Here is a 21,306-nt window from a genome sequence, read left to right as displayed (position 1 = left end):
GTATATAAGTATATAAGTATATAAGTATATAAGTATATAAGTATATAAGTATATAAGTATATAAGTATATAAGTATATAAGTATAACTAAAAATGTACGTCACATCACTATTAATAGCAATACTTCATAGTAAAAATAGCATCGCCTTTTCTAACTAGCGTATATCCATCATGATAGACGTCCTGTATCAAAGACAGCATAATAAACTGCCTATTACTAGGCAAATTGCGCTATTGGATACCAATTTGAGCTACTAAAAGGAATACTTTAGCCGCTCATATTCGTTATAATCCGTTCACCAATCAAAAACTACTAATCGTTAATGAGGAAACCACTATGGTGAAGTGTCACTTATCGACCATCATGGGCGAAAGACGCCTTAAAATTGCCGATGTCGCAAGAGATACTGGTATCAATCGTGGCACCATTACTCGCATGTATCATGAAGAAGCCACCCGAGTTGATCTAGATATCATCGAGTCTTTATGCACGTATCTTAGAATCAATGTTGGTGATTTATATGAAATCATAAATGAGGACAGCAGTGAATCACCTGAGTGAACACCTTCGCTCATAAGACATTATCACCTTTAAAAGTATAAAAAGACCTATAGAAGGTCATTTTCTCTTGCAATAGATTAAAATATAGGTATAATTTGACCTGTAGTAAGTCATTTTATCCATTATTTATACACAATAATCTACAGGAGAATACCAATGAATAACAATCTATCTCGGCTCAACAGCTGCGCTTGGTTTAGTGAACAGACTAAAGCTTTAGCCTCTCAGCTGTTATTCAGCTTACAAGTACAGCAAGGCGTACAACTGGCATCATTACTTGGTGTTGACGCTATTCTTTATAATGATGAAGCGATTTATGTCTGGGTGCAACGACAGATAGATGACGGTCTTATGATTGATGATTATGCGTTAAGTACCCTTGAAACTGCTTTTATAGAGTTGGTCACAGCTCATACTGACCAAGCAGCCTAGTCACTTTAGCTTATATTTACAGACTTCTTGTTTAACAAGAAACAATAACCCTTAAAGCCAGATAAAGTGTCATTATCTGGCTTTTTAATATAGACAAAGATAACGACAATCAAACAAGCCTTTTTTCAGTCTTATATGTTTCAGAAGACGCACTTTTGGGCAATATAGCTCGCTATTACCATACGTCTTTACTCAGTCGGCTTTGCACGCGGCACCCCAGCTATTTTATAATAAACAAAGCCTCTCTCATCTCTCAAAACACTCTTACTGTCTGCTCTAACGCACCAGCTGATTGCATCAGGCTGCTCTTTATTAACATCACAAGCCAAAATAAACTGCGCACTTTGAGCATTATTAAAGGCCTGTTTCCAACCCGTTTCAAGCTCATCGATGCCGCGCTGTAGCTCTGCTTGCTGGTATTTCATCTCTGCAATCTCATCAAAGCTTGGCACATACCAAAATACCAGAGCCACCAAACTTATTATCACAGCCATCGTACCCGCTGCGACAGCGGCTGCAATCCTTTTAATACTCATAGTCTCAATGGACTTATGAATTTTGTCCAAGTCTTTACTAGCTCTAGCCTCGACCTGCTCAATCCGCGTTTTGGTGGTGGTCTCAAAGGTCTCAATATCTTCAATAATCTGCTTATGACCAGCTTGGTACTGATTGGTGAATAGGGCTAGATTGTCCGCGCTTGCGCTAAGTTTATCAGCAACTCCTTGCATGGTACTGATTTGTACCTCTATGCTATCGTTTTTAGCAGTGACGACCGACTCTACAGCCGTATCAATCTGCTGTTTCATATCGGTGATGATGCCCGCTATTTTGTCATCATAACGACGCGGCATTTCAGTGTCAGTAAAGGTGGTCACTGCCGCTTGAAGCTGCTTTAATACAAGTTCTTGATACTGACTCAATGCCTTCGAGGCACTGCTTGCGCTACCATCCAGCTTTTGAGTAACTGAAGTCATCTCATCTATCTTGGTATCGATACGGCTAAGAGAGTGATCAAGGCGCGTTGCCACTACATCGTCAGCTTGTCCAATCAGTGCTCGCAGAGCTTCGATCACAGGTTTGAGTCTGGTCACGAGATTAATAAGCTCGTCGTGAATGTCCTGCTCATTGCTATTGTCTTTATTCATGGGATGCTCATTATCATAATGCCGCCTAAAATGGACGTGGTGATGGGTAGCGGCGTGTTTGTGCTTGTTCATGCGCTTGGATGGCGTTCTTCGTTTTTTGCAGGTGATCTGTCACAGTTTGTGTGAGCGTTGCCCCATCTATGGTGATAGCAGGAACGTGCTCAAAGCGCTCATTGATTTTCGTTAACACCTCGACCTTATCTTGATTGTCAGGCAAGCGCTCAAGCTGTTGCCATAGCGTCGTTGCTGCCTTCTGCACCTGCGTTGCAATTTTTTTAGCATCGGTGTCTCGTAAACTTTTTTGTAGTGTCGTAAAGCTGTCAGTGTGTTTTAGAGTAGTGAATATAAATGCTTGTGCGGCAACCGCCTCAGCCGCGTTGATCACTTCGATCGGTGCATCAACGGCCTTAAAATCAAGGGTATTAACGCGGTTACGCACCCGTACCACTAAATTGTCAAATCGATCTCGATATGCTTTGGTCTCATTGATTCGCTGACGCTTAAGAGATGCCTGCTGCCGCCTCTGTTTTAAGGTTTCTCGCCGCCTGATCAAAGCCTCCTCTCGTGCGCGCTCAGCCTCTTTCTTAAGCTTTGCTTGCTCATGCGCTTTGTTGAGCTGATATTGCAGCGCCATAGTACGGCTGCGCCAGTCCTCAAGCCGATCTGCATTCAATTGAGTAGTCTTGGTACTTATGATTTCATCGTATAAATCATCATCTTGCACGATCACCGCCTCACTTTGATCCAGTAAGGCGATACGCTGCTCATAAAACGGTGATAAGCGCTGATAAGTCTTTTTACTGGTATTAATTTGCTGCTTTAACTGTTTGATGTCTTCATTATTGGTGGTCTTAAACGCTTTAACATCAGCGGCCAATGCCGTCAAACGAGTGTCAGCATCCGCGTCTATCTCTACCGCTTTTAACGTACTGAGCGCCTCACGTTCTTTTTCAAGGTACTTAAAGCGCTCAACGTCCAGATCTGCAAATGCAGCAAACTTATGATAAGTATCCATGTTATTGGTGATATCTATCTCTTGTAGATCCGCAAACGCTTGATCCCACTGTAAGGATAAGTCGGATTTTTCAATATCAATCTCATCAAGAGCTTTAAAGCCAGTCGCCAGTTTATTCAGCTTTGCGGCAAAGGGTTTTAGCGTGGCCTTCAACCCTTTGTAGTCAGCAATGACTTCATTATTAAGCGGGATCAGCTTTTCTAGCATCGCTTTATTATTCAGCACTATTTTATCAATCTGTGACAGTTGCTTCTCAAGACTTGTAACGGCGCGGCCTGTTTGTAGGGTATCATCTTGTCTAAACTCCTCAACCAACACTAAAGCCGTCTTTAGTGCCTCACTTTGCTCTTTTGTGCTTATCTGCCTGGCAAGCTCAATCATTTTTTGGCGGGACGTGCTGTAATCCTGTCCCACCTCCTCGGTGAACCGCTGGGTACTCTTAATGTTTTTATCAATAGTAATAATCTGTTTAGACTGGTGCGCTAACTCTTCATGCAGCGCATCAATGGTTGAAAATAAGGCGCTGCGTACCATCTTTTTTTGACTCACAAAGTCGGCTGAGATTGCTAAAAGCTCATCAAGTGCGTGATCATTGGCCGCATCACTATGCGTCTGACTGTTACTTTTAGGGATAGCGGGTTCAAGTTCAACGGCAGGATCTACAAATCGGATATTACTGAGCTCAATTCGCGCAAAGGGTTTACGCTTTTTATAATGTATTGTGACGCCGTTAACCTCTTGTTCATTGCTTTCTAGGTCAATACGTCCCTTGTCGTCGTACTCAATTACCAGACCATTTTTTTCGATGTAGGCATTGATCTCATCAATTGTCTCGTTGTATTCATGAATCACTGAGCGCTTACCTTTTAAGACATCCTTATACAATGACTTGCCCAGTTTCATTTTTGGTAAACGATTAATGCCCTGCTCACGGTACGATTTCTCATTGATCGCTTTATTCTCAGGCAATAGCTCGTTAGCCATATCCGCCCAAAGGGTGCGTTGATATTTAAGCTCATCACCGCGCCCATTTAGTCCTTTGGATAGCCGCTCACCGGTTGACCACTGTGTCCAATTCTTACGCTTCGATAAGACATAACCTTTATCCGCATCCGCTAATACTTCACGGCTTGAGAGTAAAATATGGGCATGAAAGTTACTACTGGTCAGCTCAACCACTTCACCTTTCCCCACATGTTTCTCATGACTGTGGGGTCGATGGATGGCCACATCGACAAGCACATTATAGCGATCAGATAAGGTTTGAGCGTAGCGCTCGACCAGCACCATGCGCTGATCAGCCGTGATCCCCTCAGGAAACATCATGTCAATCTCAGTACCCAATTGCGCGTTTTTACGAGTCTCAATACGTTCGATATCATTCCAAAACCCCTCACGCGTTACCGCCAAATCCCCAGCAAGAGTTGGCGTTATCAACGCCGTATGCATCACATTTTTCTCAATAACTTGCGTGTATTTAGTACCATCACTGTCCACTAAATTTAAGATTTTGTCTTTAGCTTTACTGGTGTAATCGTGGACGACTCCTGACTGCTCATCAACCAGTTTTGAGCCAGAATTATAAGCCGACTTTGCCACCACGCTATGATTTTTCGCCTTACTAACGGCGCTAACCGACAGATGAAACCCTTTATTATTCATAGCAAAAAAACCCAATATTGAGAGATGATTTTTTGGGGGTTGTAGGGGGTTCGCCCCCTGCCGAACGACGGAGTTTATGTAAAAAAAACAGTACCCCTTGTGGGTCTTTTTTATACAAACTCCTAAGTTCGCTCTTAACAGAGGGTTAAAATACTACTGCGCCCACGAAACAATGTGGTCTTGTGTATTTTACTACCTTGCATCCCTATGTGTACACTGCTAGGATCAACTCTATCATAGTTGACTAGAAAAGGATGAGATAATGTCAGTAATATCAGATGATCTATTCGCAGATAAGATAAAGCAGTTACAGGCTATTAAAAAAGAAATCAATCAGGACAGACTTGAGGCACATCAGGTGTTGGGGGAATGGTTAGCCAACGCATTAGACGATGATGACAATCATGAACTACAAGCTATATTTTTAGACGCCCATGATAATGAAAGGTACGTTCGTTTAAAAAAGCACCGTGAGTTTTTAAAATCAATCGCTCATAAGATGCAAAGTGAGGCTAAGGAAACACCAAGCAGCTTTACACCACCTAAAAGCAGTCAGGACAGTGACCACGGTTCATTGCTTGATGCTTACTCATCAGCACAGTAGCTGCTAGAAATCGCCTAATTGAAGGTACAGCTGGATCGTCTACTAATTAGCGAAAGGTTAGGAGACGGTTATCGGCTGTTTTAAGCGTTTTAGAATAGCTTTAGCTACCATCGTATCGGACAGAGCGTAAAACGTATATAAGAGTGGTTTCTAGGCTTTTTAGCAACGGTTTGATAAGTGTTTACAGATGTGTCGATAATGGCTACTGAAAATGAAGACAAACTATCTACAAAAAATGAGACTGATATTGAGAATGTGAAAACAGGGTTGTCCAGAATGACAGACGAAGATATTCAAAATATCTTTGACCATGCTTTTGAAGATCTTCAAAGATCTAAGCTTGATCCGAACCATGCGAACGTGGAATAACATTAAGTAAATGGACAATTGCATTCTGAGCTACTGATCAGTTTTACAAGTGATTGGTCGATCAAATTATCATCTTAAATCCGTCGGTTTTTTGGTTTTTTCCTTATTATTTAAAATAAAAATATATTTTTTACTTTTAAAAACTTTTAAAGACTTTTAGACAGTCTGTAAGCTTTGCTATTAAAGGGTTACGCACTCTATTATGCTACTTTTATCCCGCATTATGCTACTTTTATCCCGCATTATGCTACTTTTATCCCGTTTAAATGCTACTTTTATCCCGCATTATGCTAGTATCTTAAAGTAACTAGCATAATGAGGTTGTCATAATGAATGATGTCGAGCTATACGAAAAAAAATATCCTGAAAAATGGATTGTTATGCAGAATAAAATTACTCAAGCTTTTAGAGAGATGTCTATTGATGAGAAGCGCATCATTATTCTAGCGAGCCCATTGGTTAGGGTTAATAATGCTACTGAAAAAACACCGATAGAGGTTGCGTCTTCTGAATTTGCTAAGCTTAGCGGAATAGATAGAAACTCGGCTTATAAGCAAATGAAATCAGCTAGCAAAAAATTAATGAAGCGTACATTCATTTATGAGGATAAGGATGGTGATGATACAGAGGTTCAATGGCTAATCAGGTCGAAATATGCAGATGGCTATATATCGATGCATTTTACAGATGAGGTAATATACTTACTTCAGGTTTTTGATAAGCTCAACCCTTACACTAAATATTTAAAAGAAGATATCTTAAACCTCAAATTGACTTACTCGTTAGACCTTTACCATCTAGCAAAAAAGTCTGAGGGGAAGGGTGGTTTTTCTATGACTTTAGATCAATATAGGCAAGAACTTGGCACGCCTAAGTCGTATGAGCGCATCAACAATTTGAAAGAGAATGCAGTTGATGGGCCCATAAAAGAAATTAATCAGAAAACCGACATCAAAATCACCTATGAAAACATCAAACGTGGACGCACAGTTACAGGTTTGACATTCACCGTCAAGGCCAAGCCAACTAAGAAAAAAGGACAGGAGGGCCTAAATCAGAATAATGAGGATAGAGATATCCCACCTCTAACCGTTAAGCAAATTGATCGTTTTGCCCCTTTGTTGGCTAACTACTCACCGTTTGGTAGTTACGCACCATCAGGTAAAAGCACTCAAGAAGTTATTAGTTGGTTACACACTCAATTAAGAGATGAGGCTTTTTTAAAGACCCACAAAAAGCACTTACTGGCGATAGGCTATACGTTCCCTAAGCAGAAATCATAGCAAAGAAAAAAAGAGTAATTGAGCTAGCGTAGCCTATACAAATGGCTTATATTATATGTACATAAATAAGCTAAAAGTGATGTTATGACGACAACTAATTATAATATTAGGCTCGATCAAGAGCTAAAAGAAAATGCTTTTTCGGTATTTGAAAGCTATGGATTAACACCGTCTCAAGCGATCAAATTATTTTTGACCCAAGTGGCGCAAACCAATAAAGTGCCACTATCTTTTGAGTATCAGAAAGTAGCAGCTGTCAGTCAAGATGAATTGCCAATCTATAAAGAGCATACTGATTGAGAGAAAAGATGAGTATTAGATTTGAATGGGATGAACAAAAAAACATCACCAATCAGTGCAAACACCGTTTATCATTTGAGGCAGCTACCCGGGTTTTTTAGATCCTTTATGCCTGCGTCAGCAAGACAGGTATGAAAATGGTGAGGAGCGGTGGCAGGCGCTGGGTACAATAGACGGCACAGCAGTCTTATTAGTAGCCCATACGCAGACAGACATAGATGGTGGCGAGGTTATACGCATTATCTCGGCTAGGCGTGCCACAAAGAGTGAGAGGAGGCAATATGAACAAGGTTAGCTATCAAATAGACGATTTACCACCACTAACGGCAAAGCAACAAGCGGACTTAGAATATTTAGCAACGCTTAGTGATGACAATATTGATTTATCAGATATTCCAGAAGTTACGGATTGGTCAAACGCTATCCGTGGCAGTATTAAGCCGCAAGCGTTCTCTGCTGAAGCGAGCGTCATCAACCCAAGTATCATTGCCAAGTTTAAGGATAGAGCCAAGCAAACAGGTGGTGACTATCAAGAAATGATCAATAATGCGCTAGAAGAATACTTAGCGGATCACTAACTATAATTTAATGACCGTGACCTCAAGATCACTTGAGGTTTTTTTATATTTTGTATTGTAGTATATTGTAAATTGTATTATACTACATACATAATATACAACAATTACATATTTATTCATACAAAATTAAGGACGATGATGATGGCCATCACTATTCAGCAAATTCATGCTACTGCCGACCAATTGCAAGAACAAGGAATTAAGCCAACATTAGCTGAGGTGCGTAAGGCTTTGGGCGGTGGTTCATTCACAACCATCAGTGAGGCGATGAAGTCTTGGCGTCAGGATAACCAAGAAGAAGAGCAGCTCAGACAGGTTGAGCTACCAAGTGGTATCACTGAGCGCTTACAAGCGCTTGGTGCGGATATGTGGCAGACGGCCATTGATATCGCTAATGATCGCTTGGTGAAAGAGCGTGAGGCACTAGAGAGTATTAAGGCCAAGGCACAAGCTGAAACAGATGAGGCGCAAGAGGCGGTTAAAACGCTAGAGAGTGAACAAGCCGATTTGTTGGTACAGCTCGATGAAGTCACAGCAACGGCAGAGGCAGCAGCAATCAGTACAGCTCAAATGACTGCTGAGCGTGATACGCTGTTACAGACGCTCAGTGATACTCAGCACGCGCTTGAGCTTGAGCAAGCTAAAACAGATGCAGCCCAAGTGCAACTTGCAGAGCTACACAGCAGCTTTGACCAGCAAGCAAAAGAGCTTAACGTCAACTTATCAAAAGTGGCCACGCTTGAAGCCACTGCTCATAGCGATAAAGCAGAAATTTCACGTCTGCAAATAGAACTGACCGCGACTAAGGATGAGCTAAAGAAAGTCACTACTGAACGCAATGAGATAGCGACTGACACAGCAGAGGTTAAAGGGGAGTTAAAGGCCATAATCGCTGAGCGTAACAAACTATCAGGACTCAACGATCAGTTGACTCAAACACAGGCTAAGCTTGAAGCTGAGCATAGCGTATTGAATAAACAATATAGCGAGCTATCAAGCCGTCATTTATCAAAGCAGGAACAAGTGACTCTGTTACAAGATCAACTTAAGAAAGCACAAGATGCTCTAATACTTATTCAAAACAAAGATAATACTTTGGATGCTGACTAAATAAAAGTATTCGAGGTTTCAGTTTAATTAGGATTTCAAGATAAAGAACAGTTATAAGTTTGGGAGGTAGTTTACCCAAGGCATAGATCTCGTTCTATTCACACTAAGCTTATGAATCAACCATGACAATATCGACTCACTGAATAAGTGACTGCTGTATAATAACTATTCTAAATTTTTCTCTGGACTCTTATAGTATATAGCCGAGTGGGCTATATACTACTTAAATTAGCCTAAGTGAATTTATGCTGATTTTGGAGCCTTGAGCAGATTTCAAGGAACACTCACCCTAAAGCAGTTATGAGTATAATAAAAACACTCACAAACGCTTTAGTGCATTCCTTGGATTTGATGTGATTAGTCATGCCGACTTCATCGCCCATCGCGTCATCAAGACCGTATCACTGTATCAAGCTACGGTTGTTAAGATTACGGCTGATAGCACCGCCTAGACACGCTCTTAACCGCTACTGTGCTGTCATACGCTAGCAAGGGCATAAACCCAATATACCGCTACGATATGCACGAGTAACCACTCATTGCGTTGCTCAATATGTCTAGAACCCCCTGTCGAGAGCTTACCCCTGTGTCAAACGCAGTCGTCGCCGAGGCCTGCCACCCATTTGACGGGTAACGGGTACAAAGAGAGCAGCACAAGGATGTAACGAGCGAACAAGCAGTTTTTAAAATGTATAGTGAATAAGGTTGATATGAAAGCAGTTTTTGGATAAAATGCACCTACACGGGCATTTAATGCTGTTCAAATAACGCACTGCGTATGCTTATTTGTTCGTTACAGGGTGTTGACGCACTCTGTAACCGTTAGCTACATTAAAAACTAAATGCCTCTAGGAGTCAACTCCCAGAGGCATTTTTTTGTTTAGTCTTTCGATATGACTCTGGTAAATCTTTAGGTGCTATCATAATCAACTTTCTCAAGTACTTCAAATCGCTTTGAGAGTGTCATAATCTCTCAAAAAACCATCTGAACCGCCTCAGGTTTTCGGAGACTAAACAGTCTTAGAGAGTACGACGAACTCGGGGTGGTTTACCCATACGCTTTGAGCTAAGCCACATCTTCATGAGCGTCGTTTCGTAATTTGTCTTGTAATGCTAGCAATCCAAAAATTTCTCAGTTTTGCGCCAGAAATGTGCAGGTAGTGCACAAGCGGTATCATGTGGCATCTTAAACGCGCTTGCCGATAATTCTTGTAATGAGTAATGATATCAGTAGTGTCTATTTCTGACTGATCAAATCATGAAAGGTTAAATACACCCTGATGTTAAGCACAAAAAAACCCAGCAATGATAGTAAGATCACTACTGGGTTGGAGAAAAGCAATAAATATGTTGTGCTGACTTCTCAGGTCTTATTTATCATTCATAGCAAGGTAGATATTACGATCTGATGCGGATGCGTCATCCACATATTTTGAATCACGCCATGTCGTATAAGCATAGACACCACTGTATGGGCTGATACTGTTCTGACGGAAGTCAGAAATCCAATCTGTACCATCGAAAATTTGAATATGGCCATGTGGACGCTTTGATGAGCGATCATAGACAATAACATCACCTACTTGGGTTGGCATATCATTGCTGATTTTGCTGAAACCTGCTTTATCAAGTGTGCCACGAGTAGCGTACTGATAGGCTGAAGGATTTGGAGTGAACTCATAACCAGCTGATTGTAGTGCTTTACGTACGTAACGGGCACAGTATCCAGAGCTGCTAGATAGAGCCACTCGTGAAGCGCGAGCAGCAGCGATAGCGGGTGCTGAATTGCTATCAGGGATAGTATTGACTTGCTGCTGTTGTCTTTCAGCATATAAGCGGCTACTTGATAACGAAAGCTGTTTCTCTTTTTGTTGAGCCTGCGCACTTAAGTTGCTAATTGCTTGACTGATTTCATCATTGCTAGAAACATAAGCACCACTTTTGGTGCTATAAATATTTTTTGACGAACTGTAGTTTGATGCCGCAGAAATATTGGTTATATTATTACTTGTTTGAAAGGTCGTTACAGCAGCAGTACTCGTTTGTGCTATGCCCATACCCAGTACTGACAAAATCAATAAGGCCTGTTTCATAAATCTAATACCTACGGTTAATTCAAAATGGTCTGTTGTCCATAACAGAGCAGTCAATTAAATCTCAACAACTCAAGAATATACACATTGTGGTGACTAATAATTATGCTGCAAACCCTTATTCCATAGGCGGCCGGCATTATCAACGATTTCGCTAAAACCTTATAAATTTATTGGAAGTCAAACTGTTAGCCAAAACACAAATCGGACTTTAGCATAGGCTGTAAAGCATGTCATCACTAATAAAAATCTGATAAAAGCTCTTTTTAAGCTTATAAAATGATAAAAAATACCTATTTTATAATGTAATTTCGTGTAACATTTATAGAATATAGCTGACCAACCTGACAACAATATCTCCTGTTTGATAAGCAGAAAAAAACGTTTGAGGATTAAATCCTTAATTTAGATTTAATCCTCAAACGTTTTTTTAGTGGGTGAAGTAATTATGCTATATAGGGTTTAACCAATTATTAAAATAATATACTAATTTATAGTGTCAATATGAATTTTAATTCGCTAAGGAACTATGTAATCTTACGTAATTGTTGCGATACATCATGTAGTTCCTTGTATTAATTTCTAAGAAATTGGTTATTTTAAAGACAGATAACATCTAAAATAGGTTACATTGACATAAAAAGTTACATATCCAAATTTGTTTTTAGCTTTTGAAGTTCCACTATCTGATGAAAAAATTAGGTTTAGGAATAAAAATCCTTGTACTAACATAGGTATTAATTCTGCAAATGGAATGTATCTTGTTAGAACTGCATTTATATTTATTTGTTCATGCACCTCGACACTTATTTCTAATATGCAGACTGCTTACCCCAATCATAAATACCGCGTTTGTAAGCATAAATCAGCATGATTAAGCCGGCGATAATCATCGGCGCGCTTAAGATTTGCCCTTTGGTCATCCAACCTAATAATATGAATCCTTGGTCAGCATCTGGCTGGCGGAAGAATTCAATGATAAAGCGGCTGATGCCATAGCCTAGTAAGAATACAGCGGAGGCGGCCATACGTGGACGTGGTTTTGATGAATACCACCATAAGAATATAAATAGCAGCAGACCTTCGGCAAAGGCTTCATATAGCTGTGATGGATGACGAGGCAATATGTATTGACCATTGACTTCAATCATCAATTCTTGCAATTGTGGATTGCTCTGTAATTGCTCCATATCAAACGCCGCGGCTTGCGGAAAGTAGGTCAGCCAGTTATAGCCACCGTCTGAGACGCGACCCCATAATTCGCCATTGATATAGTTGCCGATACGCCCAAACAGTAAGCCGGTTGGTACACAAGGAACGATAAAATCGAATACTTGAAAGGTAGTCTTTTTATATTTACGGGCAAAGAACCACATACCTAGCATGACGCCGATAAAGCCGCCGTGGAAAGACATACCGCCTTCCCAGACTTTTAATATATAGGCAGGGTTTTGGAGTAATTCACCGAACTGATAAAACAGCACATAGCCAATACGACCGCCTAAGATGACACCAAGCGCGCCATAAAAGACTAAGTCAGAGACCATGTCGGTGGTCCAATTGTCGCGTTTGGTACTGCGATACCAAGCCAAACCGTAAGCGGCAGCAAAGGCTAGCAAATACATTAGCCCATACCAGTGCACTTCCAATGGACCCAAGGAAAGCGCTACGGGATCATACTGAGGATGAATCATCATAAAGGCATCATAATTATTGGTAATAGAATGTATGAAATAGGCTTATATAAGAAATTTTTTGTCCAACAATTGAAAAGTACAACTATCGCAAGTCAGAATCTCATCTTATGGATAGAGAGACCTTCCAAGTAAACTCGCCTTCGATCTAATCTGAGCGGTTCATAGACAGTATGAAGGTATTTACTACCTGGCAATCAACAACTTTACAGCAACCTCAAAAAGACACTCATCTTTGATAGTAATACTAACTTTGCCATTATGAGCATTGGCGATAGCTTGCACAATAGATAAGCCTAAGCCTGTTCCTGAATGCATCGTATTCGTTTTATCATGACGATAGAATCGCTCAAACAGTTTATCGGCTTCAATCTGATTTAATGGTTTGTCTAGACGGTTGGTCATAGTTATTCTTAACCAGAGCTGCTCTGGGGATTGAATATCGTCTTTTGGCGCATTAAGCGAGGTGCTTGAAGTGAGGACAGTAGCGGATATCATAATAGTGCTATTACTAGCCGCATAATAAATCGCATTTGACATCAGGTTGGCAAACAGCCGTTGCAATAAGCCTTTATCACCTAGTACTGTTTTAAAATCACCCGATTTTTCAAAGATTATCTCACGATCCTCAGCAATCATCTCATAATAATCTATAAGCTTTGTGATCAAGCTCTCTATATCGACATGACTGATTTGCGAATCACTCAGCTCTTTTTGAGTTTTTGCCAGTAATAACATATCGTTAATCATGGCGGATAACTGCTTTAACGTATCATGCTGATGATGCAATTGCTCAATGTATTCGTCGCTTTCTCTTGGCTTAGTTAACATGACTTGCGTTTGCGTACTCAGCGTCGCTATTGGCGTACGTAGCTCATGGGCGATATTGTCTGAAAACCGTGATAATGATTCAAAGTTACTTTCAAGCTTGACCATCATAGAATTATAAGACTCCGTTAGTGGACGTAATTCTAACGGCATATCGCCAACCACAATTCTTTCATCTAACCTTTGAAGATTAATGCCTTTCATCTTTTGTACGATAGTAGCTAGGGGAGCAAAACCCCAGTGTACACTTAGTGCTGCTACTGAAACCAATAATAAGGTAATGGCGATAAGTATCAAGCTCAGCTGGCGATTAAACTGGATAAGATATTGATTATGCACATCGATAGGTAGAGCAATAAATGCCAAAACCTCTTGATGTGTAATGATAATGGCTCGGTAATGCCTATTATTTATCTTGATCATAAACTGCTGATCGCGATAGTCCTGCAATAGTTGTAACAAGCTAAAATCTGCCGGTAGATCATTGATGAAATTACTGGGATCGCTGGATAATAATTTGCCATTTTTATCTGATACTAAGGTTTTTAAATCATAATCCAGCCAAGAAGAATGTAGATGATTGGCATCAATTAGCGCTTGCGACTTTGATACTGTGAATGGTTCTATGTGATCTTCCAAACTAACCATACGTTTGCGCAGGTTAAAAGCTGCATGAGTAAGGATTTCTGAGTCCATTTGCTCAAAGTGTCCACTCACAGAGCGCTGAACCCATGCGTAGATAATAACCTGAGAGATAATAACGAACAATGTCAGTAAAAAAATAGTTCGCCATAACAGTGACCAACGCCGATTCTTAGATTTATGTCTCATTTGATGTCAGACTGTCTTTATTAATACTATCGTCGCCCATGCCACTATCCACGTCGACAGCCAGTGGCTCTAACTTGTAGCCCATTCCGCGTACCGTATGAATCAGCTTTATATCAAATCCATCATCAATTTTTATCCGCAAGCGCCTTATAGCCACGTCAATGACATTCGTATCACTCTCAAAGTTTATATCCCATACTTGCGAGGCGATCACAGTGCGCGGCAGTACCTCACCTTGACGTTCTAAGAAAAGTTGTAATAAAGCAAACTCTTTAGCAGTCAATTTTATATTAGTGTTGCCTCTATGAACGGTGCGTTTGGCAATATCCATTTTCAGATCAGCTATGTGTATGACCGAGCTTTTATAATCAGATTGATTGGCACGGCGCAATAGGCTTTTTATTCTAACAATCAGTTCAGCAAAAGCAAAAGGCTTGGTCAGATAATCATCGCCACCAATTTCAATACCTTTGATCCGATCGCTTAAATCATCTTTAGCCGTTAAAAATAAAACTGGCGTATGCTTTCCAGCAGCTCGGTAGCGCTGTACCAACTCAAAGCCACTGACGTCAGGTAGCATGACATCCATCAAAACCACACTAAAATCTTCAGTCATTAACGCATGATAGCCATCTAAACCTGTCATGTGATGATCCACGATGAAACCGGCCTCAGTTAAGCCTTTCTTAATATATTCTCCAAGGTTTTTCTCATCTTCTACTAACAGTACTTTCATCGTTGCTTACCTTTATATCATTATAGTTGTCAACAGCGTATCACTAACATTGTTAGCTTATCAGCCATATATTTATCAGGAACCCTTGTTATAACAGTGTTCTTTGGATAGAGACAGATGCTGGTATTTGGTTTTAATGACAAGAAGATGACAATATTATGCTGTTCCTAACGAACATGTAATATCCGTGTCATCTAGCTGTCAGCCACCATTTAGTATTCTAAATCAACGCCGCATATTGGCTTGTCTCTGATACAGACTGCCTCTACGAGTAAAGCAATTATCCTACTTAAACAGTTTGTTATTTATCTTTAAAGGGTCTTATATGAAAAATTATAGTTCATTAAAAAAAGCAGCTTTGCTTTCAGTATCGATGTTAGTGGGCATGTCAGCGGCCAATGCGCATACCACAAACTTAGATGCTTCTGTTCTCGGTAATTGTGATGCGCTCACTAGTTTTGCAAAGAACGCAGATCATAACGATGCACAGATTTCTAGCGCGCAAATGAAAGGCTATGTTGATGCGAGAGTCGCGTGTCAGGTACAGCATCAAGATCAACACTTGCAGTCTGAAAAGTATTTTGTGAAAAAATATGGTAGCGATCGTGATAGAAATGCTGAAGCCATATTAAATGAATATATCGCGCATTAAAATCTAAAGCGGTGAGAATGACAGCATTGTAATCTTAACGTCATCTACCAGTCAGAATGATTAATGTATCATTTAGGCTGGTTTAACAGCTATTGAACTCAATAGCCTTTAATCCAAACAATAGGAATTAATCATGTCACAATTTAAATTACTGTCTAAATCAATCGCAATGACGGCCATCGCTCTTGTCGTATCGACCTCAGCTATGGCGCATGACCCTAAAATGCATGCTGAAAAAGATCAAATGAACTGTGAAAAAATGCAAAAGCATATGGATATGATGGGAAAAATGGATCATAGCAAGATGGACATGAGCGATCCTGCCATGAAAGCGATGATGGCTAACATGGGTAAAATGAAGCAAATGTACCAAAAACACTGCGTTACTAACGACAGTAAATCTTAAAAATTTTAGCTCTGTTAAATAGCAGTCAACACTTAACGGAAATAAATTTTTAGGAAAACATATGAAATTTTTATTGGGTGCGCTCTTTACCGTATTTGTGGCAATCGTTAGCGTGTTTGCGGTTGTTACTAGTGGCGTTGTCAATGTGGGAGCTGACCAAGAGCATAGCCCAATGATGTTTAGCTTTTTAGAAACTGCTCGCAATCGTTCCATAGAAAATGCCAGTAAAGATATTGTGGTACCAGATTTAGAGAAGGTTGAGCTAATCAGTTCTGGTGGCGCGGACTATAAGGATATGTGTGCAGGCTGTCACTTGTCTCCGGGAGTGGCACAAACTGACTTTAGTGAGAGCTTATATCCAAAGCCGCCCAACTTTACCAAGGCTGATATTGTCAAACGTTATCAAACAGAAGACGGTGCAAAGCAAAGCTTTTGGGCAATCAAGCACGGTATTATGGCATCTGGAATGCCTGCGTGGGGCGCGTCCCATGATGACGGTAGAATGTGGGCAATGGTAGCCTTCATTAGATCGTTACCTGAATTAGATGAAAGCCAATACACGATGCTAACCACTAGGATAGATGGCGATATGATGGACATGTCATTTGACGGTGATATGAATATGTCAGATGGTGGTGATATGGGTATGAATATGTCGGATGATGGATCTGGAATGCAGCATTAATACTTTCTAGATATGAAAGCCTCCTAACTCACGGTTGTCGCTATTAATAATGCAGTACTGAACAGTGCTGCATTTAATGTTTTTAGTTAAGTACATAAGAATTCAAATATAGGGTGTAAGTTTTTAGAATATCGAGCATAACAATAGACGTTTAGGAGTAATTTAATGAGACATTACACACATGTGCTTTCTAATGGACATAGCTGGTTATCCGGTCGTGTCCTTTTATTGGTGGTGACATCGTCACTCTCGTTAACGCTAGCCGCTTGCAGCCAATCTAATACCAGTGGCTCTGATTCTCAACCAGTAAAGGTTGAACAGTCTGCTACCCAGAATGCACAAGTACAAAATGAAAGTTCTGCTCCTACAAATGCTCCCGTTAACAGCTCGTCATCATTACTCAAAAACGTCTCAGCCACGGTTTATAAAGATGCCAACTGCGGCTGCTGTAAAGAATGGGTAGGCTATGCAAAAAACAATGGATTAAGTGCAACCACGCACGATGTGGAAGATCTATCCTTATTTAAGGAGCGTTATGGCGTACCACAGCAAATGCGCTCTTGTCATACCACCGTTACCACCGACGGTTTTGTCTTTGAAGGGCATGTCCCTGCTAAACACATGGCTGAATTCTTAGCAAATCCTCCTGCACAAGCTATTGGACTTGCCGTACCGAGTATGCCGGTTGGTAGCCCCGGTATGGAGTATGAAGGTAAATTCATGCCTTATAAGGTAATGCAGCTTAATAAAGACGGCACCACAGAAGTCTATGCTGCTATTGAGTCTCCTCAGCAGCAGCTGTAGTGTTGGCTTAGATGTGAATAGATTCTGTTAAATATCGAAAATATTATAACTATAAGCTTAACCACCATCTCTCAAATTAAATCAGGTTATCATTATGAATAAAAAGAACATACTGAACCGCCGACGTTTTTTAACCGGATCCTCTGCTGTCCTTGGTGCCTCCTTGATGCCGACTATTGCTAGTAGCGCATTGGGACAATCGAGTCGCTCAGGCAGTCAGGGCGCTACTATTAATAGTGATCAAAACGTTCATAAAGTACCTGTATTGACAGGGAAAGAGTTTGATTTATACGTCAGTAAACAGTCCGCTATTGTGAACGGCAAAAAGAGCATGGCGACGCTCATCAATGATTCACTACCAGCACCGACGCTAAAAATGCGTGAAGGCGATACGGTGGTGATACGTGTTCATAATCAGATGGATGAATCAACCTCTATCCATTGGCATGGACTACTAGTACCGTTTGAGATGGATGGGGTGCCGGGCATTAGCTTTGATGGCATTCCTGCGAACAGCACCTTTACTTATAAATTCAAATTAAAACAATCAGGCACTTATTGGTATCACTCACACAGTGGGTTCCAAGAACAAACCGGTATGCTGGGTGCCATTGTGATTGAACCTAAAGGGCGTGAGCGTCATCCTATCGACGAAGACCATGTGATCGTGCTTAGTGATTGGACCAGCCGCAACCCGCATAATCTCTTGAAGCTGCTCAAACAGCGCGCCGACTTTGACAACTACCATCTACCAGACTTCAAAAAACTGCTTGCTGATATTGCCGAAACGGATATGAAAACCGCGTTTGATAAGCGCAAAATGTGGAATCAGATGCGCATGATGCCCACTGATTTTACGGACTTGTCGGGTGAAAACACATTTACCTACCTTATCAATGGCAAAACGACCGCAGCTAATTGGGCGCAAATCGTCAAAGCAGGACAGCGCGTTAAATTACGCTTTATCAATGCCTCAGCGCAAACCATCTTTGATGTACGCATACCCGGTCTTAAAATGACAGTCGTCTCAACGGATGGTAATGATGTCGCACCAGTCGCTATTGATGATTTTCGTATTGGCGTGGCTGAGACCTATGATGTCATTGTCACCCCGACCAAAGATGCGCATACCATATTTGCCCAAAACATAGACCGTTCGGGCTATGTCGCAGCAACGCTTGCCACCAAAGAAGGTGCTCGTGCGGCAACGCCTGCTATGGACAAAATTGAATGGCTCACCATGGCAGATATGATGGGTGCTATGGGTGCTAATGGTTATAAAGCTAAGCACGCTAAAACAGAATATGACTTTAAGTCTGATATGCGTGTGGACAGTCCACGTATGAACCTTGACGATCCAGGTATCAACCTGCGCAATATTAATAGAGAGGTATTGAATTATAGTCAGCTACGCTCTGTCGATGAGGCAATATTTGCGGAGCAGCGCAAGCCTACCCGAGAGATCGAGCTACATTTAACCGGTAACATGGAGCGCTATATTTGGGCGTTTGATGGGGTTAAGTTCAGTGAGGCCACGCCGGTCAATATCAAGCCGGGTGAGCGCGTGCGTATTACCTTAGTCAATGACACGATGATGAATCATCCGATGCATTTACATGGGATGTGGAGCGATTTGCGCATGCCTAACGGTGAGTTTCAGGTGCGCAAGCATACTATGATGGTGCAACCAGCTCAAAAAATTAGCTTTGATGTCACAGGAGAAGCTGGTCGATGGGCATGGCATTGTCATCTGCTCTATCATATGGAAGCCGGTATGTTCAGAGAAGTGGCGGTCGTTTAAGCAAATCTTTGGTTGATAGGTGAGAGATGAGATGAAAATACATAAAGTGGGTTTACGGTTCGCTGGGGTATCATCATTGGTATTACTAGCATCATCATTTGCTAATGCTGCTGACCCTGCCACTGCTAAAAAAGACATGACTATGTCAGATATGGACCATAGTAGTATGGACATGTCGGATATGGATCACAGCAAAATGGATATGTCTGGTATGGACATGTCGGATATGGATCACAGCAAAATGGATATGTCTGGTATGGGCATGTCGGATATGGATCATAGCAAAATGGATATGTCTGGTATGGGCATGTCGGATATGGATCACAGTGGCATGGATATGTCAGGCATGGACCATGGCAGTATGGATATGTCAGGTATGCAAGGTGGTAAAGCTCCAGCTGATGCTCGCAGTCCTGACTATTCAAACGGTGTTCCCTATGGACGCTATGGTCAGCCTATGATGATGGGTGATATGCCATTATGGGGCGTTTCTGTAGACGATTTAGGCTATCAGTTTGATGACGATCAGATTAATTATGAGGTTAGTGCTTGGTATGGCCTAGATGAGCGCCGTCTATCTTTACGTAGTGAAGGTAGTGTTCAGACCAAAGATGAGAAAGACATTGATAGTCTGACCTCATTGTCTTACTGGAAGCCGCTAAGTATTTTTTGGAATGGCGAAGCAGGGGTCGCCTATGATACCAAGAATGATAAGCCTGCCATTATGGCCGGTATTGTCGGCACAATGCCTTACTTTATTGAAACAGATGCTAGAGCATATCTCTACACCGATGGTCAAGTTAGGCTTGATCTTGGTGCAGAATATGAATGGCGTTTGAGTCAGCACTGGGTTGTGATACCGGAAGTTGGTCTGTCAGCTTTTAGTAAAGACGATATTGACAATCATATCACCAAGGGATTCAATGAATTAGAGACTGAAGTTAGACTGACTTATGAAACCTTAGGTCGTCAACTGGCACCTTACGTCGGTGTGAGCTATGAGACGGCTCTTGGCAGTGCGCGTGACCAGCGGCGTCAAGAAAATGAATCGGTTGATAGCAGTAGTTTGACTGCCGGTGTTAAATTCTGGTTCTAACATTGTCAAAATTATAGGAGATATATTATGAATACTTCTGATCAAAACAGCATGAATCATCAAAGCCATCAACAGGGCATGAATCCTTATGTGAAGTTCACTTTGATGATTCTGACGTCTACGATTGTAATGTTTATCATGATGTATTTTAATACCTATCAATTGGATCATGTTTATTTTAGTGAGACCCGAGCTTATATGGCGCTCTACATGGGTGCCGGTATGGCCGTCATTATGCTGGCCTTTATGGGTAATATGTATAAGAAGACCAAGGTAAATCTACTGGTTTATGGAATAAGTGTAGTAATGTTTGCTGTAGGTATTTGGGGTGTGCGTTCCCAAGCAACGGTTGATCAAGTCGATTGGATGCAAGCCATGATACCTCATCACTCGATTGCCATTTTGACGAGCTCAAGAGCAGATATTGAAGACCCTAGAGTACAACAGCTCGCTGACGATATTATTAAAGCGCAAAAGCGTGAAATCGCTGAGATGCAAGCGCTTATTGAAGAGCTCGAATAGACGGCTATATATAGAGGTATGGCAAGCTAAGAAATTGATTATGAAAAAATGGTGATACCTGGTATCAGCGCTATAGTCTTCGCTGGTACCTTTACCTTA

Annotated in this window: 21 protein-coding genes and 1 pseudogene; 16 read left to right on the top strand and 6 right to left on the bottom strand. The window is 41.1% G+C overall.

The window, feature by feature from the left end; translation table 11 throughout:
- Positions 1–336 precede the first annotated feature (336 nt).
- Complete coding sequence (locus tag Q0895_RS13125; protein WP_045448313.1) at positions 337–561, top strand: helix-turn-helix transcriptional regulator; 225 nt, start codon at positions 337–339, stop codon at positions 559–561.
- A gap of 156 nt (positions 562–717) precedes the next feature.
- Positions 718–993: a hypothetical protein gene (locus Q0895_RS13120; RefSeq protein ID WP_045448311.1), complete on the top strand. Its 276-nt coding sequence runs from the start codon at positions 718–720 to the stop codon at positions 991–993.
- 188 nt (positions 994–1,181) lie between these two features.
- On the opposite strand, the gene Q0895_RS13115 is transcribed toward Q0895_RS13120, so the two are convergent.
- Together Q0895_RS13115 and Q0895_RS13110 are read right to left on the bottom strand one after the other, a co-directional pair.
- Positions 1,182–2,138, bottom strand: coding sequence for a hypothetical protein (locus Q0895_RS13115; protein WP_299189665.1), 957 nt, complete (start codon positions 2,136–2,138; stop codon positions 1,182–1,184).
- A gap of 25 nt (positions 2,139–2,163) precedes the next feature.
- On the bottom strand, positions 2,164–4,815 hold the full coding sequence (locus Q0895_RS13110; RefSeq protein ID WP_299189664.1) for a MobA/MobL family protein: 2,652 nt from the start codon (positions 4,813–4,815) through the stop codon (positions 2,164–2,166).
- 262 nt (positions 4,816–5,077) lie between these two features.
- On the opposite strand from Q0895_RS13110, the gene Q0895_RS13105 reads away from it, so the two are divergent.
- The 7 genes and pseudogenes from Q0895_RS13105 to Q0895_RS13075 all read left to right on the top strand — a co-directional run bounded on the left by Q0895_RS13105 (position 5,078) and on the right by Q0895_RS13075 (position 9,059).
- On the top strand, positions 5,078–5,419 hold the full coding sequence (locus Q0895_RS13105; protein ID WP_045448302.1) for a hypothetical protein: 342 nt from the start codon (positions 5,078–5,080) through the stop codon (positions 5,417–5,419).
- A gap of 198 nt (positions 5,420–5,617) precedes the next feature.
- On the top strand, positions 5,618–5,788 hold the full coding sequence (locus tag Q0895_RS13100; protein ID WP_157292455.1) for a hypothetical protein: 171 nt from the start codon (positions 5,618–5,620) through the stop codon (positions 5,786–5,788).
- A gap of 329 nt (positions 5,789–6,117) precedes the next feature.
- A complete protein-coding gene (locus Q0895_RS13095) occupies positions 6,118–7,071 on the top strand; it encodes a replication initiation protein (protein ID WP_045448300.1) in 954 nt (317 codons plus the stop codon).
- 84 nt (positions 7,072–7,155) lie between these two features.
- On the top strand, positions 7,156–7,371 hold the full coding sequence (locus Q0895_RS13090; RefSeq protein ID WP_045448298.1) for a type II toxin-antitoxin system RelB/DinJ family antitoxin: 216 nt from the start codon (positions 7,156–7,158) through the stop codon (positions 7,369–7,371).
- An 8-nt stretch (positions 7,372–7,379) separates the two neighbouring features.
- A pseudogene (locus tag Q0895_RS13085) lies at positions 7,380–7,666 on the top strand (BrnT family toxin).
- Positions 7,653–7,949 carry a hypothetical protein gene (locus tag Q0895_RS13080; RefSeq protein WP_045448295.1) on the top strand — a complete coding sequence of 99 codons (297 nt, stop codon included), beginning with the start codon at positions 7,653–7,655 and terminating at the stop codon, positions 7,947–7,949. Before Q0895_RS13085 ends, Q0895_RS13080 begins: the two are co-directional and overlap by 14 nt.
- 141 nt (positions 7,950–8,090) lie before the next feature.
- On the top strand, positions 8,091–9,059 hold the full coding sequence (locus Q0895_RS13075) for a DNA-binding protein (RefSeq protein WP_060492332.1): 969 nt from the start codon (positions 8,091–8,093) through the stop codon (positions 9,057–9,059).
- A gap of 1,370 nt (positions 9,060–10,429) precedes the next feature.
- Here Q0895_RS13075 and Q0895_RS13070 read toward each other — a convergent pair.
- From Q0895_RS13070 to Q0895_RS13055, 4 genes are all read right to left on the bottom strand, one after another.
- Positions 10,430–11,152: a CHAP domain-containing protein gene (locus Q0895_RS13070; RefSeq protein WP_060492333.1), complete on the bottom strand. Its 723-nt coding sequence runs from the start codon at positions 11,150–11,152 to the stop codon at positions 10,430–10,432.
- 812 nt (positions 11,153–11,964) lie between these two features.
- On the bottom strand, positions 11,965–12,849 hold the full coding sequence (lgt, locus tag Q0895_RS13065) for a prolipoprotein diacylglyceryl transferase (RefSeq protein ID WP_011959981.1): 885 nt from the start codon (positions 12,847–12,849) through the stop codon (positions 11,965–11,967).
- A 183-nt stretch (positions 12,850–13,032) separates the two neighbouring features.
- Positions 13,033–14,505 (bottom strand): ATP-binding protein, encoded by a 1,473-nt coding sequence (locus tag Q0895_RS13060; RefSeq protein WP_060492334.1) that lies wholly within the window; start codon positions 14,503–14,505, stop codon positions 13,033–13,035.
- A complete protein-coding gene (locus Q0895_RS13055) occupies positions 14,495–15,241 on the bottom strand; it encodes a heavy metal response regulator transcription factor (protein ID WP_045448100.1) in 747 nt (248 codons plus the stop codon). Before Q0895_RS13055 ends, Q0895_RS13060 begins: the two co-directional genes overlap by 11 nt.
- Before the next feature lie 325 nt (positions 15,242–15,566).
- Between Q0895_RS13055 and Q0895_RS13050 the strand changes: the two genes are divergently transcribed.
- The 7 genes from Q0895_RS13050 (at position 15,567) to Q0895_RS13020 (ending at position 21,207) form a co-directional block, all read left to right on the top strand.
- Positions 15,567–15,893, top strand: coding sequence for a hypothetical protein (locus Q0895_RS13050; RefSeq protein ID WP_045448097.1), 327 nt, complete (start codon positions 15,567–15,569; stop codon positions 15,891–15,893).
- A gap of 133 nt (positions 15,894–16,026) precedes the next feature.
- Positions 16,027–16,299 (top strand): hypothetical protein, encoded by a 273-nt coding sequence (locus Q0895_RS13045; protein ID WP_011959985.1) that lies wholly within the window; start codon positions 16,027–16,029, stop codon positions 16,297–16,299.
- A gap of 61 nt (positions 16,300–16,360) precedes the next feature.
- On the top strand, positions 16,361–16,984 hold the full coding sequence (locus tag Q0895_RS13040; protein WP_045448094.1) for a cytochrome c: 624 nt from the start codon (positions 16,361–16,363) through the stop codon (positions 16,982–16,984).
- Positions 16,985–17,149: 165 nt separating this feature from the next.
- Positions 17,150–17,788: a DUF411 domain-containing protein gene (locus Q0895_RS13035; RefSeq protein WP_011959987.1), complete on the top strand. Its 639-nt coding sequence runs from the start codon at positions 17,150–17,152 to the stop codon at positions 17,786–17,788.
- A gap of 94 nt (positions 17,789–17,882) precedes the next feature.
- The gene (locus Q0895_RS13030; protein WP_045448091.1) at positions 17,883–19,589 is read left to right on the top strand and encodes a copper resistance system multicopper oxidase; all 1,707 of its coding nucleotides are present in this window, start codon (positions 17,883–17,885) and stop codon (positions 19,587–19,589) included.
- Between the two features lie 31 nt (positions 19,590–19,620).
- Entirely contained in the window at positions 19,621–20,685 is a 1,065-nt protein-coding gene (locus Q0895_RS13025) for a copper resistance protein B (protein WP_045448088.1), read from the top strand.
- Positions 20,686–20,712: 27 nt separating this feature from the next.
- Positions 20,713–21,207, top strand: a complete 495-nt coding sequence (locus Q0895_RS13020; protein ID WP_060492335.1) for a DUF305 domain-containing protein — start codon at positions 20,713–20,715, stop codon at positions 21,205–21,207.
- Positions 21,208–21,306 lie beyond the last annotated feature (99 nt).

The organism is uncultured Psychrobacter sp., assembly GCF_947495825.1.
Lineage (GTDB): Bacteria > Pseudomonadota > Gammaproteobacteria > Pseudomonadales > Moraxellaceae > Psychrobacter.
Note: the sequence above shows the minus strand (reverse complement) of the source record. Positions and strands in the feature narration are given on the sequence as shown.

Bases quoted from the DNA above. Each gene is read 5' to 3' on its own strand.
- Q0895_RS13125 (WP_045448313.1), top strand. From the start codon at position 337: ATGGTGAAGTGTCACTTATCGACCATCATGGGCGAAAGACGCCTTAAA.
- Q0895_RS13120 (WP_045448311.1), top strand. From the start codon at position 718: ATGAATAACAATCTATCTCGGCTCAACAGCTGCGCTTGGTTTAGTGAA.
- Q0895_RS13115 (WP_299189665.1), bottom strand. From the start codon at position 2,138: ATGAATAAAGACAATAGCAATGAGCAGGACATTCACGACGAGCTTATT.
- Q0895_RS13110 (WP_299189664.1), bottom strand. From the start codon at position 4,815: ATGAATAATAAAGGGTTTCATCTGTCGGTTAGCGCCGTTAGTAAGGCG.
- Q0895_RS13105 (WP_045448302.1), top strand. From the start codon at position 5,078: ATGTCAGTAATATCAGATGATCTATTCGCAGATAAGATAAAGCAGTTA.
- Q0895_RS13100 (WP_157292455.1), top strand. From the start codon at position 5,618: ATGGCTACTGAAAATGAAGACAAACTATCTACAAAAAATGAGACTGAT.
- Q0895_RS13095 (WP_045448300.1), top strand. From the start codon at position 6,118: ATGAATGATGTCGAGCTATACGAAAAAAAATATCCTGAAAAATGGATT.
- Q0895_RS13090 (WP_045448298.1), top strand. From the start codon at position 7,156: ATGACGACAACTAATTATAATATTAGGCTCGATCAAGAGCTAAAAGAA.
- Q0895_RS13080 (WP_045448295.1), top strand. From the start codon at position 7,653: ATGAACAAGGTTAGCTATCAAATAGACGATTTACCACCACTAACGGCA.
- Q0895_RS13075 (WP_060492332.1), top strand. From the start codon at position 8,091: ATGGCCATCACTATTCAGCAAATTCATGCTACTGCCGACCAATTGCAA.
- Q0895_RS13070 (WP_060492333.1), bottom strand. From the start codon at position 11,152: ATGAAACAGGCCTTATTGATTTTGTCAGTACTGGGTATGGGCATAGCA.
- lgt (WP_011959981.1), bottom strand. From the start codon at position 12,849: ATGATGATTCATCCTCAGTATGATCCCGTAGCGCTTTCCTTGGGTCCA.
- Q0895_RS13060 (WP_060492334.1), bottom strand. From the start codon at position 14,505: ATGAGACATAAATCTAAGAATCGGCGTTGGTCACTGTTATGGCGAACT.
- Q0895_RS13055 (WP_045448100.1), bottom strand. From the start codon at position 15,241: ATGAAAGTACTGTTAGTAGAAGATGAGAAAAACCTTGGAGAATATATT.
- Q0895_RS13050 (WP_045448097.1), top strand. From the start codon at position 15,567: ATGAAAAATTATAGTTCATTAAAAAAAGCAGCTTTGCTTTCAGTATCG.
- Q0895_RS13045 (WP_011959985.1), top strand. From the start codon at position 16,027: ATGTCACAATTTAAATTACTGTCTAAATCAATCGCAATGACGGCCATC.
- Q0895_RS13040 (WP_045448094.1), top strand. From the start codon at position 16,361: ATGAAATTTTTATTGGGTGCGCTCTTTACCGTATTTGTGGCAATCGTT.
- Q0895_RS13035 (WP_011959987.1), top strand. From the start codon at position 17,150: ATGAGACATTACACACATGTGCTTTCTAATGGACATAGCTGGTTATCC.
- Q0895_RS13030 (WP_045448091.1), top strand. From the start codon at position 17,883: ATGAATAAAAAGAACATACTGAACCGCCGACGTTTTTTAACCGGATCC.
- Q0895_RS13025 (WP_045448088.1), top strand. From the start codon at position 19,621: ATGAAAATACATAAAGTGGGTTTACGGTTCGCTGGGGTATCATCATTG.
- Q0895_RS13020 (WP_060492335.1), top strand. From the start codon at position 20,713: ATGAATACTTCTGATCAAAACAGCATGAATCATCAAAGCCATCAACAG.